Below are 15930 nucleotides of genomic sequence, written 5' to 3'. Positions count from 1 at the left end.
GAATTACGCAACAAAGCCGCGAAAACATCGAAACAGAGCCTTGCTCATCAAGCTTAATTGCACGCTGAATCGGAAACGGAAACGATGTGGCACTAAATGTAAATTGCACACTAGTCTCCCTAAGTAGCTCGTAACCTTTCTGCAGGTCTTCAGGTAAAACAAACGGAGCGGTGGCGTACAAACAACAAACATCACCAATATTCCAGCCATTGTTACCACACCAAGTTATTGCATGGTGCATCACATCCATGGTGGTAGCATAATCGTCGGAGATATTTGAAGGCCGTAAAAATGGTACTTCAGCACCATATTTCTTCGCTACCTCAGCTATCTCAGCTATCTCAGCATCATCAGTAGAGACAATAACCTTATCAAAACAATCTGAAGCAAATGCAGCTTCGATGGAGTAAGCGATCATAGGCTTGCCATGAAAGTGCTTAATATTTTTACGGGGAATACGTTTGCTGCCACCTCGTGCAGGAATAATAGCAACGTTCATTATTTACCTGTCAAAATTTCGGTTACGACACGAACAACGGTATTTTGTTGTTCTTCCGTCATACCGTGGAACATTGGCAGTGAGATTGCTTCTTGATAATAGCGTTCTGACTCAGGGAAATCCCCTTCAGTAAAGCCCATAGCTTGGTAATATGGCTGAGTATGAACAGGAATGTAATGCAAATTAACACCGATACCATTTTCACGCAGTGCGTCAAACACTTGCTTATGAGTTAATGATATTTCATCTAACTTAAATCGGATTACAAATAAATGTAAACCTGAATACGTGTTTTCCAGTTGATAAGGAAGTACTAAAGGTAATTCAGATAACATTTGATTATAACGCTTAGACAACACATGGCGCGCCGCAACAAATTTATCAAGTCGTTGCATTTGAGTGACACCCAATGCAGCTTGAAGTTCTGTCATGCGGTAATTGAAACCTAAATCAACCTGTTGGTAATACCAACCACCATGAGAAGCTTCCGTCATCATTTCAGGATCTCGAGTAATACCATGACTACGCAAGAGAGCCATTTTATCAGCTAGCTCTTTCTGGTTCGTTAATGCGGCACCACCTTCGGCAGTTGTCACGATTTTTACTGGGTGGAAACTAAATACCGTGATGTCTGAGTGTTCGCAATTCCCAATCGGCAGGTCTTGATATCGACTGCCAATCGCATGAGAAGCATCTTCAACAAGCTTGAACCCATACTCTTTGGCTAACTTACCAATTGCAGCCATGTCACATGGCTGTCCACATAAATGTACTGGCACTACGACTTTTGGCAGCCTACCTTCAGATTTTGCTTTGATGAGCTTCTCTTCAAGTCGTTTAGGGCACATGTTGTATGTATCTGGGTCGATGTCGACAAAATCCACTTTTGCACCACAGTACAAACCACAGTTTGCTGAGGCTACAAAAGTAATAGGAGATGTCCAAAGCCAATCTCCTTTGCCTAAACCCAAAGCGAGACAAGCAATATGTAGAGCGGAAGTTGCACTATTCACTGCCAACGCATACTGAGCGCCAGTATGTTCTGTTAATGCGTATTCAAATGCAGGGACTTGTGGTCCTTGAGTTAGAAAGTCAGATTTAAGGACATCAACTACACTGTCAATATCTTGCTGACTGATATCTTGCTTGCCGTATGGAATCACTGCTCTACTCACACTGTAAATTTAGGGTCAACATGCTCTTTGATTAGGTCACGTAGACCTTCAATGGTTTCCCATTCAGTATTGGTACCTGAGTTATACTTAAAACCAAATGGGACTTTTTCAGCTTTATGATGATTCATATATTCATCTTCTGTATACGTAAAAGATACAGAAGGAAGGATCGCGTAATAACGACCTAGATCAATCGTATTAAGAGAATCGGTATCAGTAATCATTTCTTCATGAAGCTTTTCACCAGGGCGGATACCAACTACTTTCGTTTCGATTCCTGGGGCAATCGCTTCTGCGATATCTAAGATTTTATATGATGGAATTTTTGGAACGAAGATCTCGCCACCAAGATGGTTCTCTAGAGCGTACATCACCATATTCACGCCATCTTGAAGAGAAATATTAAAGCGCGTCATCTCTTCGTGTGTAATTGGTAGTAAGCCCTCTTCTTTTTTCTGCATAAAGAATGGAATAACCGAACCACGAGAGCCCATTACGTTTCCGTAACGTACGACACTGAAACGAATATCTTTTGAACCTTTAATATTGTTTGCAGCAGCAAAAAGCTTATCTGAAGCAAGCTTTGTAGCACCATATAAGTTAATTGGTGCACATGCTTTATCGGTCGAAAGAGCAACGACATCTTTCACACCACACGCAAGAGCCGCACTAATCACATTCTCTGCGCCATCAATATTTGTGCGAATACATTCAGTCGGATTGTACTCAGCAGTGTCTACTTGTTTGATCGCAGCGGCATGGATAATAACATCAACATCTTCACACGCTTGAATCATACGGTTACGATCACGAACATCGCCGATAAAGAAGCGTAATTGAGGAAAATCCTTATGCGGATATTGCTGTTTGATTTCAAACTTCTTCAATTCATCACGAGAAAAGATAATGATCTTCTTCACGTCTTGGTATCGTTCAAGAATTGTTTTGATAAATTGCTTACCAAATGACCCTGTGCCACCCGTAATTAATACTGTCTTGTTATTTAGCATACTTAACTACTCTAATATGTTTCTATTTCTCTAAGTTTTAAACTTAGGTACTTGAATTCCAAATTGATATCTAGCTACTTTTAGCTGGTTAACAACTTCTCAAAAAACTCCAGATGCTTCTTCACTGTCACTCGTGAACTAAAGCTTTCATCTAAGCGCTTCTTAGCCGCTTCACTCATTGCTATACACTTGGCCTTATCTTGCGCGAGCTTGTCCATAGCCTCACCCAACGCCTTGGCGTCACCAGTCGGGACAATATAACCAGTCTCGCCATCTACAACGAGTTCAGGAGCTCCACCGGTAGTCGTTACTACTGAGGTTGTGCCATTAGCCATCGCTTCGACAATCGTGCGTGGTAGCCCTTCTCCGCTAATCGATGGCTGAACTTGAAAGTCAGCCATACACATAATTGAAGGGATGTCAGTACGATGACCAATGTAGTGAATTCGCTCACTCATAGGACTTGCTTTCATCTCATCAAAATGAGGCTCGTAGCCGCTGCCCGCTAAGATCAAATGGAAGTTCGGCGCATTAATGTATTTAGTCGCCTCAAGTAAAACAGAGATGCCCTTACTTGGCCTTACGTGCGCTGCAGTAATCGCGACGACATCATCTTCATTCAAGCCAAATTCAGAGCGCTCAGTTGGTGGCACTTTATACCAGTCCAATTCATGCCCTTTATAGATGGTAACAACGTTATCTTTGTTCTTCCAAACTCGTTTTACCACATCTTGTCGGACCGCTTCTGAAACACAGACAATGCCGTCTACACGAGGGTGAAGTTGAGTTAAATAAGCACTAGGGTCATGTCGATATAAACCTCCAGTAGTGCCTCGATAAACGACTAATTTAATCTTGAAACCAATACATGCAAACGCCGCATTAGGTATCGTTTTTGAGTTAAAAGCATAGCAGATGTCGTAATCATACGTTTTCAGCTCGTGGCGAATCTTTTTAATAGTATCAAAACAAACTTTACGCTTAGGATAACCATCAACGACTCGAATGCCGTACTCTTCTAACTTTGATACATGTTCAGACTCACCTTGGGTCATGATAGTGACTTGGTGTCCTTGACGCGCAAGCTCAATAAAGATTGCGGCTTCAGGGCGCAAACTATTCCATGCATGTAAGTAAGATGCACAAACTAAAATTTTCATCTATCGGTTCCTATTTGGCTTGGTCTTCTGAACGGTTTTCAAGAATCCACAAACCGACATATTTATTGAAATTCACTTGAGCGTAAGTCATCGCCATAATGAAGCCGACACTGCCATCCATAAAGCCACGGCGAATGACATACACAAGGAAGAACGTCCACATAGCTCGTAACAACGCCAAGAATAAGCCATGTGATTTCTTGCCTTTACGATGGTACTTTTGCGAGCCAAGCCAAGCGTACTGCGCTGCTTTATCTAAACCATGACCATAATCGCGATGGGTGTAATGAAGAAGAAACCCCTTCAATATCCCTGTAGAACCTTGCTCTGGAACGACAGTCTCGTGAACTTCATCAAGCGTATAACGAGAACCTTCTCTCTTGAACAATCTTAAGACTGCGCGAGCGCTACGGCCATACTTGAGCGTTGTGCCATAAAGGGTTACTCCCCAAGGAAGTTTATACGCTGTGTGTTTGATTTGATCTTGCTTCAATAGTTCAACAAGAGCCTTGCTCATCTCTTCATCTAGAGCTTCGTCAGCATCGATTGATAACACCCAGTCACATGTCGCTTTATCTAGCGCTCGCTGCTTTTGCTTACCAAAACCAGGCCAATCTGTGATGGTCACGTTATCTGTATATTTTTGACATATTTCAACTGTTGCATCTGTTGAGCCACTGTCTAAAACAACCAGCTCATCGGCAATATCGACGACAGATTTAAGGCAAGTTTCAATTCGGTCTTCTTCATTCTTGGTAATAACAATGACAGACAGGGTATGTTTTCTCATTATTCAGCCCTAGAATTTCCAATAGTTTAATGATTTACGGATTTTAAAGTTACGAATCCAATTTTTTGGCTTGTTATCTTGCCAGCCGCTTTCTAGCACATCAGTAATAGCACTCAGAACTCTAGCTGAAGATTGCCCATCTAAATATGGCGTTATTGACGGGCCGTAGTTAACGATAGCGCTATCTCTTGCTTCATCAGGTAACATCGCTTGCTTAATTGCTGACTCTAACTGCTCGGCTTGCGTAATGTTAATGAAGCTTGCTTGAGGATCTCGATTATTTACCGTGACAACAGGCTTATTGAGCAACAAGAATTCCTGAAATATCGATGAGTTGTCACACACCATAACATCAGCACGATGTTGCATTTCAATCACTCGGTCATTATCGAAAAAGAGAAGGCTATCCCCTTCCAATGCCTGATATTTCGCTCGTGTCTCTTGATTCATTTTAGGATGAAGAGTCACTAACCATTGCCACTGACTCAGTTGACTGAGGCGCTTAAGCTCTTCATAAACCAACTCTGCACACGATAAGCTTGGCGAAAAAGTGGAAGCGAACAGTATTTGAGGTCTCTCAAAATGGTTCTCACCAGCTTGATAATTAAACAAACTATCCAGCTTCAGCCATCCAGTCTCTTTTACTTGAAAATAGCCGCGCTGTTTAGCTAGTGGTTCCAATGAGCTCGTTCTTTCATGGCCTTCTGTGCAATACAAATCAAATAGACCACGCTCAGGATATAAGTTCCCTCGCTTACTCTCATTCAAACCGTGAAACACTTGCACCTTCAACCCAGGAATAAATGCAGGAACGCGATCACCGGGCACTAAAACAGCTGAAGGGTTAAAGGAGACAGCTTCAGCTAAAGAGACGCTCTGTTCATGCTCTAGTAAAAGATGTTCAGAAGCCTCGTCACCAACAAGCAACCACTTAACATCGTGGCCGAGGTGCTTCGCGTAATCATAGAATGGGCGAAGGATTGCAAATGAGTAATTTTGCTCGACGTAGAGCAAGAAACGATAGGTTTGATCGGTTTGCATAAGCGATGAGATAAAATTCACCATTTCCGTTTGAAAGTGCAACTAAGCATTTAATTATAACGCTCTTTACTTTCGAGATTGAAGAAAATACTCTTCTCAATACTGATTTTACCTTCTGGTGTCACTGTTCTTATGCTTATACGACTTTTCTATACTCTCATATTGTCACTAGCCTCTCCGCTACTTCTGTATGGACTTTATAAGAGTAAGCCTGGGAAGCCAAATTTCGGTCAGCGCTGGAAAGAACATTTCGGCATCACACCGCAAACTCAAGGTAAAACTCCTATCTGGATTCATGCGGTATCGGTTGGTGAGTCTATTGCCGCAATACCGATTATTAAGCAATTGAAGCAGCGAGATCCAAATCAATCAATTATCGTTACCACGACAACCAGCACAGGTGCAGAGCAGATAGAAAAACTCGGTGATTTAGTCGAGCATCGCTACATGCCGATTGATTTTTCTTGGTGTATTCGAGGTTTTTTGAAAACTGTTCAGCCTAAACAGATGCTAATCATGGAAACAGAATTATGGCCAAACACACTGCACTGCGTCGCGAAAGCTGGGATTCCTATTTCAGTACTCAACGCCCGCCTATCCGAACGCTCGTGCCAGCGTTATGCTAAATTCCAAGCCGTTTTTAACCTCTTAGCCAAAAACCTATCTCAAGTACTTTGCCAATACCCAAGTGATGCTGAGCGTTTTATACGATTAGGGTTAAATAAAGCATCTGTGCATGTGACTGGATCGATCAAGTTTGATATTGAAGTCTCAGCTGAACAAGTATCAAAAGGCAGAGCGTTACGTGAACAAATTGGCTTTGAACGCTGTGTGTGGATAGCAGCCAGCACTCATCAAGGCGAAGATGAAATTGTCTTAGACGCTCATAAACAGCTCCTTAAAGACAATCCTAATACCTTGCTGATGATTGTGCCTCGTCATCCAGAGCGATTTAATCAAGTAACGGAACTGGCTAAACAACACCAATTCAACACCATCACTCGAACGAGTCAGCAACCAATCACCTCTGATGTTGAAGTGTATATTGCGGATACGATGGGAGAAATGTTGGTATTACTCGGCGGATCTGATGTGTGCTTTATGGGAGGAAGCCTTGTGGGCGATAAGGTAGGTGGCCACAATCTTCTAGAGCCTGCGGCACTGCAGTTACCTTTACTCAATGGCCCTAGCTATTTTAACTTCAACGAGATCACTGACAAGCTACTGGAAGCTCAAGCCGTCACTATTTGTCACAACAGTAATGAAATTGCAGACCAGCTTAGAGCGCTGTTCACACATCCCAAATTACGTAAAGAAAAAGGCTTAGCGGCTTATCAAGTGATTGAGCAAAATCGAGGGGCGTTGCTCAATACACTCATAAAAATAGAAAGCTGTTAACTGTATATATTATTCAAAACTTGATACTTTTGTGAAAATCGACTTTTAATTATTTGTCGGTTTTCATCAGTAGCTTTAGATTTATTCTCAAAGCTCTGTGGTATTCCAGCCAAAGTGTTGTAGCCGTTAACTGAGATTCCTTCGGATTCTGTCATCTCTATGAAATTAGGGGTTTCAACTTTCACATGGATTGCACCATTACCACCAGAAATAAAGCTCCTAGCCGTGCTCATGCTCCCTCTTCCTTGTAAGATAATATCGGAGCAAGACATGATCAATGCATTGTAATTAATATTGTTTGTTGGTGTTACATAGCTGATATCAACTACACATTTCATCTTAAACAAGGCCAAAAATGCATCGATAATGATCCTAGAAAACACTCTTTTAGGTTTAACGAAAACTAACAATTTATGTTGATTTAAAACTCCAGCGATACCTAAATGATAGATAATTGACAAAATATCAAGCACAGAGAAAGTGTCAGCCTTTGCGCCTATCAATATCTTATTTTCCGGTCGAGTTTCTTCTATGTACTTAGATTGCATACATTCAAATTCATCCCACAGCTCACTGGGCATCGATTTAAAAGCATCCCTTGCGTCATAAAAATTGAGTTCTCTTCGTTTCAGAATTTTTTCAAGTGAGGGACGGAAGTAGGGTTCTGGCGCAATAAAGTTAATAACTTTATTCAGGACAAATAAGCAGTCTTCATTAATCTGATTATTTCTCGTTTGAATTAAACTACCTTTCTTTTCGATTGTTTTGAGCCAACGGGCTACTTCATCATCTGTCAGATGAACATATAGTTTGTCGATAAACTCATCTGAGCATTCCAGAAGGGTCTTCAAAAAAGGGGCATTACTTAACCCTAAGCTAATCGAGGTTACTGTTTTACAGCTAACAAGAGCACCTAAGTCTACCATTCGATAGTTTAATAACTTTACATTCGTACCCTTTAAATGAGTATCCTGAACATTTTCAGACAAAGATATTAGAATGATATCTTCTTCTCTAATCGAGCACTTTCTAACAAGTACATCAATATATAATTTAGTAAAAACATGATTTTCAAAACCAACGATGATGTTTTTATTTAAGAACATTTACATAACTCCCAACATGTAGCCATCATTCAAGTATCCCCAATCCGACTCCTGCCATTGAATCTGGCGCTTGTTCACTTCTTTTAAGAACGAGCGCTTTAAGCGATTCAAGTTGCCTTCTTTCCAGTCATCACCCGCTTGCTGACCACACTTATCAAAGTCAATAATCCACACCTTTTGCGAATCATCAAGCAAGATATTATGAATATTGAGATCGGTATGATTCACCCCTGCATCGTGCATCTTACGTATCTCTTGGCCAATTTTTTGATAAATATCCGCATCAATCGGGTTAGTAACCAATACATCGACCAGATCCTTGGCATTGGGGATTCGTTCAGACATTAAGTCCGCTCGATAAAGTAGTCCGCTTTTAATGGCTCTAGCAGCAATGGGCTTCGGTACATTCACACCTGCGTTTGCCAATACCTTGAGAACATTAAGCTCCATCGCACAGCGCGTGCTTTCCCAATCAGAGAAGCGATATTGGTCTTCGACTAGCTTCCCAAACAATCCGCCACGGCGATAATGGCGCAGTGCAGCCTGTATTCCATCAAGCTGAATGAACCATGTGGTACCGCGTCCTTGAGCACTGCCTGAAATGGCGTCTTGTTGCTGCCAATATTCAGACTCAAAGATCTGAGCTATATCGCCCTCTGGTACCTGAGCCAAAAGTTCAGGGTCGTACCAAATTGTTTGGTTCTTGGTGCTAATCGTATCCATCTATGAGGCCTTTGGGTCGCTTTTCGTCATTGCTATTTTACAACTAATGCGAGTATCTGCATAATTCTGATGTTATTCACTTTTTTCGGGCACTTTATGTCACTGTTCTCAACTGCACCTCAATCTCTTTGCATACTTCGCCTCTCCGCGATTGGCGATGTTTGTCATGCTATTTCTGTGGTTCAAGCCATCCAGAAGCAGTGGCCTGAAACGAAAATCACTTGGATAACAGGCAAAATAGAAGCCATGCTTATCGGCGATCTACCCGGTATTGAGGTGATTGTTTTCGATAAGAAACAAGGCTTCAAAGGAATGTGTGAATTATGGCGTCAGCTATCTGATCGTAAGTTTGATGCTCTTCTGCATATGCAAGCCGCGCTCAGAGCCAGCGCACTATCATGGGGGATAAAAGCGAAGTGCAAAGTTGGATTTGGCAAAAACCGTACTCGTGAAATGCAGTCACTCTTTACCAACCGCCACTTATCTATTTCAGATAAGTTTCATGTGTTGGATAACTTTGCCGAATTTGCTCGCTATATTGGTGTGCCTTTTAATAAACCTCAATGGGATATCCCTTTAACACTAGAGGATGAGCAACTCGCAATCAACACCATGGCAAATAAACCGACCTTGGTTATCTCTCCTGCAGCCAGTAAAGATTCACGCAACTGGTTGACTGAACGATATGCCGCTATTGCCGATTACGCAGTGGAAAAAGGTATGCAAGTGGTGCTTTGCGGTTCTCCGGCACCAAGAGAAGTTAACCTAGGCAACGATATCGAAAAATTATGCCAGTCGCCAGTTATTAACTTGATTGGCAAAACGAACTTGAAGCAACTTACTGCCGTACTGAAACATGCAACGGTTGTATTGGCACCTGATACTGGCCCAGCCCACTTGGCAACTACACAGTCAACCCCGGTAATTGGCTTGTACGCACACAGCGATCCTCGTAGAACAGGCCCTTACAACGATCTCGATATCGTAGTGAGTGTTTATCAACAGCACGTAGAAGCACAACAAGGTAAGCCAGTCGAAGACCTTCCATGGGGAACCCGCGCCAAAGGCGATGATCTTATGAAAGACATCACTATCGATATGGTAAAGCAGCAACTCGACAAAGTATTAAATTCTCAGCAAGTACTAGATTTAAGCGTTGAGCCAAACTCTAGCCAGACATTAAGCAAGGACAGCTGATATGAGCACACACGTTATTTACCCAGGGACGTTTGATCCTGTGACCAATGGCCACCTTGATATTATTGTTCGTGCCGCTAGCATGTTTGACCATATCACCGTTGGGGTAGCAGCGAGCCCAAGTAAAAAGACCATGTTTGAATTAGATGAACGAGTAGAGTTGTTACGTGATGCCGTGTCTCACTTATCTAACGTGTCTGTTGAAGGATTTTCTGGGTTACTGGTCGATTTTACGAAGCAACAGAAAGCTAACGTATTGGTACGTGGCCTAAGAACAACAATGGATTTCGAGTACGAGTTTGGACTAACTAGCATGTATCGTAAGTTATTACCGGGGCTTGAGAGTGTGTTTCTAACCCCTTCAGAGGAGTATGCATTTCTATCCTCAACCATTGTCCGTGAAGTCGCGATACATGGCGGGGATATAAGTCAGTTTGTACCACAAAAAGTTGCAGCCGAAATAAAGCTCAAAACAACCAAATAACGATCCCTTCTCCAAAAAAATAGCGCTCATTGGCGCTATTTTTGTTAATGCATTAATGTTTAAATCGAGTAGTAGGTTAGATAAAGATCAAATTTGTATTCTCAATGCGATTAGGAAGTCACATTTCAGAGAGACCTATTTATACGAATTCAAGTTATTAATACGCCCCACCCATGCTCTCTCTGATATTGCATAGCCAACAACAAGGCATAATTCATGTTGCCTCAACATTCTTGAAGTCCGTCACAACCATAACTGCTAACTAAGTGAACAATCATTACAAAAAGTTGGGCGAGTGATAACATAGTTCAATACAAGTAAATACATCAATATAGCTCTATGAAATCATACTGTCTTACCTTAAAAGCAAATCATTGTAGGCAAAAATCAACAGCCGATACCCTTAAGGATGTTCAGGTTGATTTTGAGTTTTTTATTGGAGTGGATGCACGAACCGATGAACACCCTCTATTAACAAGAATTCACGATAGAGCTTTTTTACACAATATGGGCAGGTCGCATGCAATTGGAGAAGTTGGCTGTTATGCAAGCCATTACCTTATTTGGCAAAAATGTATAGAGCTCAATGAGCCAATTTTAGTCTTCGAAGATCATGCCGATATTAATATCGACATATTTCGTAATACTCTGACTATAGCCGAGCAGCATATTGAGCAGTGTGGCTTTATTCGCTTACAAGACAGTAAGAACAAATTACATTACTCAGTTGATAGGCACGATACCCAACACCTTGTAAAGTATTTAAAAGTACCTCAAGGAACCGCCTGTTACGCTATATCTCCCAAAGCTGCACAAGCTTTCATCGAACAAAGTTCAACTTTCAATTATCCAGTCGATGTATTCTTACGGAATACTTGGGTTCATAAACACCCCATGTTTGGTGTTTCTTCTGCGGGTTTACAACGTAGTAAGCAGCCGTCAATTATTGGTAATCGTAAACACAAAGGTAGAAAAGACTATTCAGTGGCCTTCATGAAATCTACTAACAAAATAAAGAACATGGTGCTCAACCTAGCAACTAATTTTTACCATCTCTCTATCTTAGATAAAAAGCACAGGCCAAAATTATATAGGTAGCGACGCTAAACATTAACGCTCTCCAAAACAAAAATAGCGCTCATTGAGCGCTATTTTCAATTAAAACCATCAATTACTACAGCGAGTAATAGGCCTTATACCAATCCGCGAAAGCTTTTGCTCCCTCTTGGATCTTAACTTGAGGCTTGTAGCCAACCGCTTCAAACAGATCTTCCGTATCAGCATAAGTTGCGTACACATCACCCGGTTGCATTGGCATGAAGTTCTTTTTCGCTTCAATACCTAGAGCACCTTCTAATGCTTCAATATAGTCCATTAATTTAACCGGGCTACCATGACCGATGTTAAATACGCGATATGGTGCAGAACTGGTTGCAGGTGAGCCTAGCTCCACAGTCCAATCTGGTTGCTTGGCTGGAATACGATCTTGAACACGAATAATACCTTCAACAATATCATCGATATAAGTGAAGTCACGCATCATGTCGCCGTTGTTATAAATGTCGATTTCTTTGCCCGCTACGATTAGATTCGCAAACTTGAACATCGCCATATCAGGGCGACTCCAAGGGCCGTAAACCGTAAAGAAGCGAAGGCCAGTCGTTGGTACGTCATATAAATGAGAATAGGTATGCGCCATCAACTCATTCGACTTCTTAGTCGCGGCGTACAGTGAAATCGGGTGATCAACACTGTCTGCTGTATGGAATGGCATTTTTTGATTCAAGCCATAAACAGAACTCGATGAAGCATAAACGAGGTGTTCAACCTTATTATGGCGACAGCCTTCAAGAATAGCTAAGTGACCGACAAGGTTGCTATCGGCATACGCCATTGGGTTATCAATTGAGTAACGAACGCCAGCTTGCGCTGCTAAATGAATCACACGGTCAAACTTTTGCTCAGCAAACAGCTTCGCCATGCCTTCCCTATCAGCAAGATCCAGCTCGATAAAAGTCAGATTTTCATGCTCGATACGTTTCAGGCGGTCATGCTTTAAAGAGACTTCGTAGTAGTCATTTAGGTTATCAATACCAATAACCTCATGTCCTGCCGCACATAGTCGCTCTGAAACTGCAGAGCCAATAAAGCCAGCAACGCCAGTTACTAAATATTTCATTCTACTATTCTCAATTCATATAATTATTGCAATTGTAGCTACTAGACCGCATATCTACTAGCTTAAAAAAGTGAACATAGGTTCAGTTTTTCTATACCTGACATTGAGAGCAAAAAAACGTATTCCTTTGTCCGATTTTTTGCTCATCAAGTTTCTCACCACAACTCGGGCACTTTTCTCCCGCTTTTCCATAAACTTGCAGCTCTTGGGCGAAGTACCCCGGCTTGCCATCCGCTTGTGCGAAATCTTTAAGCGTAGTACCGCCTTGTTTGATGGCAGTCGCGAGTACTTGCTTGATCTCTTTGGTTAGCAAGACCCACTCTTCTTTTGTTACTTTGCTTGCTGGGCGCAAAGGATGAATTCGTGAAGAAAATAGCGCTTCATTAGCGTAGATATTTCCCACACCGACCACCACTTTGTTGTCCATGATGAACTGCTTGACGGCCACTTTACGCTTTTCTGCTTTCTCAGCAACGTAATCAGCATTGAAGTCATCGGTTAGTGGTTCAGGGCCGGAACCGAGTAACACAGTATGTATCTCATCCGGTGCCGACCATAACCACGCACCAAAGCGACGCGGATCGTTGTAACGCAATATCTTGCCATTGGTTAGCTTAAGATCCACGTGATCGTGTTTTGCTGGCGGGAAATCGGCATCTAAAACGCGCAGTGAGCCAGACATACCAAGGTGAACAATCGCTGTGCCTGTATCAGTTTCAATCAATAGGTACTTAGCTCGGCGTGAAATAGAGCGAATCACCTGTCCTTCTAGTCGCTTAAGTTCTTGAGGAATATCCCAGCGCAACTTAGGCGTTCGAAAAGTCAGGGATTTAATCTTCTCACCGACTAAATGAGGCGAGATCCCCATGCGGCTTACTTCAACTTCGGGTAATTCAGGCATAGTTAGTCGTCCGATTTAGGTGGTTTGTCTGATTTAGGTGGCTTGTCTGACTTAAATGAATGTTCTGAGCTAAGGTTTGGAAACAAGTAGCTCTCTTCAATAGACACCGCCAACCACTGATCATTCCAGTTTTTTAACAACCAAAACTCAGGTAGTTGATAATAAGTAATGCGTTGTGGCTCTTCTTGGTCTTGATACCACACTTCAATGGTGTGTGGCGTATTAAGCTGAGGAGTAAGGTCGGTATAGGTTTTAGCGTCGACTTCCGTGCCTACTAGCTGTTGCCAGCGTTGCGATAACTCTTGTGCAGTCACACTTTGCTCTGATACGGACTCTTTCATTTGATAAACCCAATGGCCGTCTTCTTGTACTACCGACCACTTAGCAAAGTGTAAGGCTTGAAGCTCTGCTGTTGGGTTTAAAAGATAAGGATAAGGGCTGCTTGCCTGAAGTTCAGGTTCAGGCTCAGGTTCGATAAGGTACGTTTTGATCAATGTTGGCAAGTTTAACACCCCAATAAAAGCGATCACGCTTAACATGAGTATGTTGTTCCACCGACGTCCACGATATCTCATCTGATTCTGCTCATCTAACCTATTGAGTGTTCAGTATATCGTGAAAATGGCGACACATTCTATGCTGAGCAATTTTCTATCATATAAGCCCATCAGAAAGTGGAACGTCTATACGGTAGGTGCCAAATTGCGTCAATGAAACTTACGCCTCTCAAAAACACTTAGTCTTCTCGAAAAAGCTTAAGCTTCTCAAAAAAACCTCAGGTTTCTCAAAATACTGGGGCTTCCTAAATTTTGGACATAAAAAAACCCAGCTATAAGCTGGGTTTTTAATTTATTCTTCTATAAAAGAAGAGACAAAGGGGCTATCAATTACTTGATTTTAGCTTCTTTGTACATAACGTGCTGGCGAACTACTGGATCAAACTTTTTGATCTCAAATTTGCCTGGCATGTTACGCTTGTTCTTGTCAGTTGTGTAGAAGTGACCAGTTCCAGCAGAAGATACTAGACGGATTTTCTCACGAATGCCTTTAGCCATTGCTTAATTCCTCTTAAACGTTTTCGCCACGTGCACGGATATCAACAAGAACAGCATCGATGCCTTTCTTATCAATAATACGCATGCCTTTAGCAGTTAGACGTAGTTTAACAAAACGTTTTTCGCTCTCTACCCAGAAACGGTGAGTTTGTAGGTTCGGCAGAAAACGACGCTTGGTAGCATTGCGTGCGTGTGAACGGTTGTTACCCGTTACTGGACGCTTACCAGTTACTTGACATACTCGGGACATGAATGTCTCTCCAAATCGTTTCAGCTCGATATCAACCTTGGTGGCCGAACCTCTCTATCAATTCTGAAAATAGAGGTAAAAACCATAATGGAAAATCCATTCAAGGCTATCAAAGGTCGCGTATTATACTAACTTGACATGCATTGCTCAAGACCCGAACAGATCCTTTTTAAGGATTTCGTGATCTTTTTTTGAACAGGGCAGCTATTTGAGTAATCAGAGCTGATTTAAGGTTCTAAAATGTGGGCGGAATGATAGCAGATTTAACGCAACTAACAACCTAAAATGTGATTCAAATCCATCCACGCTCTGCAAAAGAGATAACTTCGCCATCTCCAACCACAAAATGGTCGAGAATTCGGATGTCTACCAGCGCCAATGCATCGGTTAATCTGCGTGTAATTCGCCTATCTGCTTGGCTTGGCTCCGCGACACCAGAAGGATGGTTGTGCGCTAGGATTAATGCTGCTGCATTATGATGAAGTGCCCGTTTCACTACTTCTCTAGGGTATACCGATGCGGCATCGATGGTTCCTTCAAACATCACTTCATCCTTTATTACCCTATTTTGATTATCGAGGAACAATATATAGAAGGCTTCTCGCTGGCGGTCGCGCAATATACTCGAAAGATACAACTTGGTATGACTTGGACTGGTTAATGCGTCCCCTCGAGATAAAGTCTCTGCTAAATAACGTTGCGTCATCTCCAAAACAGCCTGCAGTTGGACATATTTCGCCTGCCCCATCCCTTTATGAGCACAAAACTCAGTCTCGGTTGCAGAAAAAAGTTGGCGCAGCGAGCCAAAATCTTTGATCAACTTGTCAGAAAGCTCTAAAACATTCATTCCTTGTGTGCCGGTTCGAAGAAATATCGCTAACAACTCCGCATCACTTAAAGAATCAGGCCCTCGACTCAATAGTTTTTCTCTTGGCATCGACTCGGCTTTGTTGCGTAATTCA

The 15930-nt window shown here is 42.1% G+C and carries 18 protein-coding genes; 4 read left to right on the top strand and 14 right to left on the bottom strand.

All coding sequences use genetic code 11. The annotated features are described in order from the left end of the window. The 6 genes from pseF to BCT49_RS14100 form a co-directional block, all read right to left on the bottom strand. Positions 1-499 (bottom strand): pseudaminic acid cytidylyltransferase (gene pseF / locus BCT49_RS14125; protein WP_102436026.1); only part of this gene is annotated, 499 nt, incomplete at its 3' end. Further along, positions 499-1674 carry a UDP-4-amino-4,6-dideoxy-N-acetyl-beta-L-altrosamine transaminase gene (pseC, locus tag BCT49_RS14120; protein ID WP_102436024.1) on the bottom strand — a complete coding sequence of 392 codons (1176 nt, stop codon included), beginning with the start codon at positions 1672-1674 and terminating at the stop codon, positions 499-501. The genes pseF and pseC, both read right to left, overlap by 1 nt. After that, positions 1671-2684, bottom strand: a complete 1014-nt coding sequence (pseB, locus tag BCT49_RS14115; protein WP_102436022.1) for a UDP-N-acetylglucosamine 4,6-dehydratase (inverting) — start codon at positions 2682-2684, stop codon at positions 1671-1673. The genes pseC and pseB overlap by 4 nt, the downstream gene beginning before the upstream one ends. A gap of 80 nt (positions 2685-2764) precedes the next feature. Further along, complete coding sequence (locus tag BCT49_RS14110; RefSeq protein ID WP_102436020.1) at positions 2765-3844, bottom strand: glycosyltransferase family 4 protein; 1080 nt, start codon at positions 3842-3844, stop codon at positions 2765-2767. Positions 3845-3854: 10 nt separating this feature from the next. Beyond that, a complete protein-coding gene (locus tag BCT49_RS14105) occupies positions 3855-4634 on the bottom strand; it encodes a glycosyltransferase family 2 protein (RefSeq protein ID WP_102436018.1) in 780 nt (259 codons plus the stop codon). Positions 4635-4643: 9 nt separating this feature from the next. Further along, on the bottom strand, positions 4644-5675 hold the full coding sequence (locus tag BCT49_RS14100; protein WP_102436016.1) for a UDP-N-acetylglucosamine 2-epimerase: 1032 nt from the start codon (positions 5673-5675) through the stop codon (positions 4644-4646). A gap of 132 nt (positions 5676-5807) precedes the next feature. Between BCT49_RS14100 and waaA the strand changes: the two genes are divergently transcribed. Further along, positions 5808-7073: a lipid IV(A) 3-deoxy-D-manno-octulosonic acid transferase gene (waaA, locus tag BCT49_RS14095; protein ID WP_102436014.1), complete on the top strand. Its 1266-nt coding sequence runs from the start codon at positions 5808-5810 to the stop codon at positions 7071-7073. Here waaA and BCT49_RS14090 read toward each other — a convergent pair. Then, complete coding sequence (locus BCT49_RS14090) at positions 7070-8179, bottom strand: hypothetical protein (protein ID WP_102436012.1); 1110 nt, start codon at positions 8177-8179, stop codon at positions 7070-7072. The two genes, waaA and BCT49_RS14090, sit on opposite strands and share 4 nt — an antisense overlap. Next, positions 8180-8902 carry a 3-deoxy-D-manno-octulosonic acid kinase gene (locus BCT49_RS14085; protein ID WP_102436010.1) on the bottom strand — a complete coding sequence of 241 codons (723 nt, stop codon included), beginning with the start codon at positions 8900-8902 and terminating at the stop codon, positions 8180-8182. It lies immediately after the preceding gene. 96 nt (positions 8903-8998) lie between these two features. On the opposite strand from BCT49_RS14085, the gene BCT49_RS14080 reads away from it, so the two are divergent. The 3 genes from BCT49_RS14080 (at position 8999) to BCT49_RS14070 (ending at position 11681) form a co-directional block, all read left to right on the top strand. Then, positions 8999-10099, top strand: a complete 1101-nt coding sequence (locus BCT49_RS14080; RefSeq protein WP_102436008.1) for a glycosyltransferase family 9 protein — start codon at positions 8999-9001, stop codon at positions 10097-10099. Position 10100: 1 nt separating this feature from the next. Then, positions 10101-10583, top strand: coding sequence for a pantetheine-phosphate adenylyltransferase (coaD, locus tag BCT49_RS14075; RefSeq protein WP_102436006.1), 483 nt, complete (start codon positions 10101-10103; stop codon positions 10581-10583). Positions 10584-10922: 339 nt separating this feature from the next. After that, positions 10923-11681 (top strand): glycosyltransferase family 25 protein, encoded by a 759-nt coding sequence (locus BCT49_RS14070; RefSeq protein ID WP_102436004.1) that lies wholly within the window; start codon positions 10923-10925, stop codon positions 11679-11681. A 76-nt stretch (positions 11682-11757) separates the two neighbouring features. Here the strand turns inward: BCT49_RS14070 and BCT49_RS14065 are convergent, their stop codons facing one another. The 6 genes from BCT49_RS14065 to radC form a co-directional block, all read right to left on the bottom strand. Beyond that, positions 11758-12762, bottom strand: coding sequence for an NAD-dependent epimerase (locus BCT49_RS14065; protein WP_102436002.1), 1005 nt, complete (start codon positions 12760-12762; stop codon positions 11758-11760). 91 nt (positions 12763-12853) lie between these two features. Then, positions 12854-13663, bottom strand: coding sequence for a bifunctional DNA-formamidopyrimidine glycosylase/DNA-(apurinic or apyrimidinic site) lyase (gene mutM / locus BCT49_RS14060; RefSeq protein WP_102436000.1), 810 nt, complete (start codon positions 13661-13663; stop codon positions 12854-12856). 2 nt (positions 13664-13665) lie between these two features. Next, entirely contained in the window at positions 13666-14238 is a 573-nt protein-coding gene (locus BCT49_RS14055; RefSeq protein WP_102435998.1) for a hypothetical protein, read from the bottom strand. A 312-nt stretch (positions 14239-14550) separates the two neighbouring features. After that, a complete protein-coding gene (gene rpmG, locus BCT49_RS14050; RefSeq protein WP_002535344.1) occupies positions 14551-14718 on the bottom strand; it encodes a 50S ribosomal protein L33 in 168 nt (55 codons plus the stop codon). Positions 14719-14731: 13 nt separating this feature from the next. Further along, positions 14732-14968, bottom strand: a complete 237-nt coding sequence (gene rpmB / locus BCT49_RS14045) for a 50S ribosomal protein L28 (protein ID WP_004728407.1) — start codon at positions 14966-14968, stop codon at positions 14732-14734. Between the two features lie 292 nt (positions 14969-15260). Further along, positions 15261-15905: a RadC family protein gene (gene radC / locus BCT49_RS14040; RefSeq protein ID WP_102436028.1), complete on the bottom strand. Its 645-nt coding sequence runs from the start codon at positions 15903-15905 to the stop codon at positions 15261-15263. Positions 15906-15930: the final 25 nt, after the last annotated feature.

The organism is Vibrio lentus (assembly GCF_002875945.1).
Lineage (GTDB): Bacteria > Pseudomonadota > Gammaproteobacteria > Enterobacterales > Vibrionaceae > Vibrio > Vibrio apostichopi.
The sequence above is the reverse complement of the archived record's forward strand: the minus strand, read 5'-3'. Positions and strand labels throughout refer to the sequence as shown.

Excerpts from the sequence above, each read along its gene's own strand:
- pseB (WP_102436022.1), bottom strand. The coding sequence starts at position 2,684 with ATGCTAAATAACAAGACAGTATTAATTACGGGTGGCACAGGGTCATTT.
- BCT49_RS14110 (WP_102436020.1), bottom strand. The coding sequence starts at position 3,844 with ATGAAAATTTTAGTTTGTGCATCTTACTTACATGCATGGAATAGTTTG.
- BCT49_RS14105 (WP_102436018.1), bottom strand. The coding sequence starts at position 4,634 with ATGAGAAAACATACCCTGTCTGTCATTGTTATTACCAAGAATGAAGAA.
- BCT49_RS14100 (WP_102436016.1), bottom strand. The coding sequence starts at position 5,675 with ATGCAAACCGATCAAACCTATCGTTTCTTGCTCTACGTCGAGCAAAAT.
- waaA (WP_102436014.1), top strand. The coding sequence starts at position 5,808 with ATGCTTATACGACTTTTCTATACTCTCATATTGTCACTAGCCTCTCCG.
- BCT49_RS14090 (WP_102436012.1), bottom strand. The coding sequence starts at position 8,179 with ATGTTCTTAAATAAAAACATCATCGTTGGTTTTGAAAATCATGTTTTT.
- BCT49_RS14085 (WP_102436010.1), bottom strand. The coding sequence starts at position 8,902 with ATGGATACGATTAGCACCAAGAACCAAACAATTTGGTACGACCCTGAA.
- BCT49_RS14080 (WP_102436008.1), top strand. The coding sequence starts at position 8,999 with ATGTCACTGTTCTCAACTGCACCTCAATCTCTTTGCATACTTCGCCTC.
- coaD (WP_102436006.1), top strand. The coding sequence starts at position 10,101 with ATGAGCACACACGTTATTTACCCAGGGACGTTTGATCCTGTGACCAAT.
- BCT49_RS14070 (WP_102436004.1), top strand. The coding sequence starts at position 10,923 with ATGAAATCATACTGTCTTACCTTAAAAGCAAATCATTGTAGGCAAAAA.
- BCT49_RS14065 (WP_102436002.1), bottom strand. The coding sequence starts at position 12,762 with ATGAAATATTTAGTAACTGGCGTTGCTGGCTTTATTGGCTCTGCAGTT.
- mutM (WP_102436000.1), bottom strand. The coding sequence starts at position 13,663 with ATGCCTGAATTACCCGAAGTTGAAGTAAGCCGCATGGGGATCTCGCCT.
- BCT49_RS14055 (WP_102435998.1), bottom strand. The coding sequence starts at position 14,238 with ATGAGATATCGTGGACGTCGGTGGAACAACATACTCATGTTAAGCGTG.
- rpmG (WP_002535344.1), bottom strand. The coding sequence starts at position 14,718 with ATGGCTAAAGGCATTCGTGAGAAAATCCGTCTAGTATCTTCTGCTGGA.
- rpmB (WP_004728407.1), bottom strand. The coding sequence starts at position 14,968 with ATGTCCCGAGTATGTCAAGTAACTGGTAAGCGTCCAGTAACGGGTAAC.
- radC (WP_102436028.1), bottom strand. The coding sequence starts at position 15,905 with ATGCCAAGAGAAAAACTATTGAGTCGAGGGCCTGATTCTTTAAGTGAT.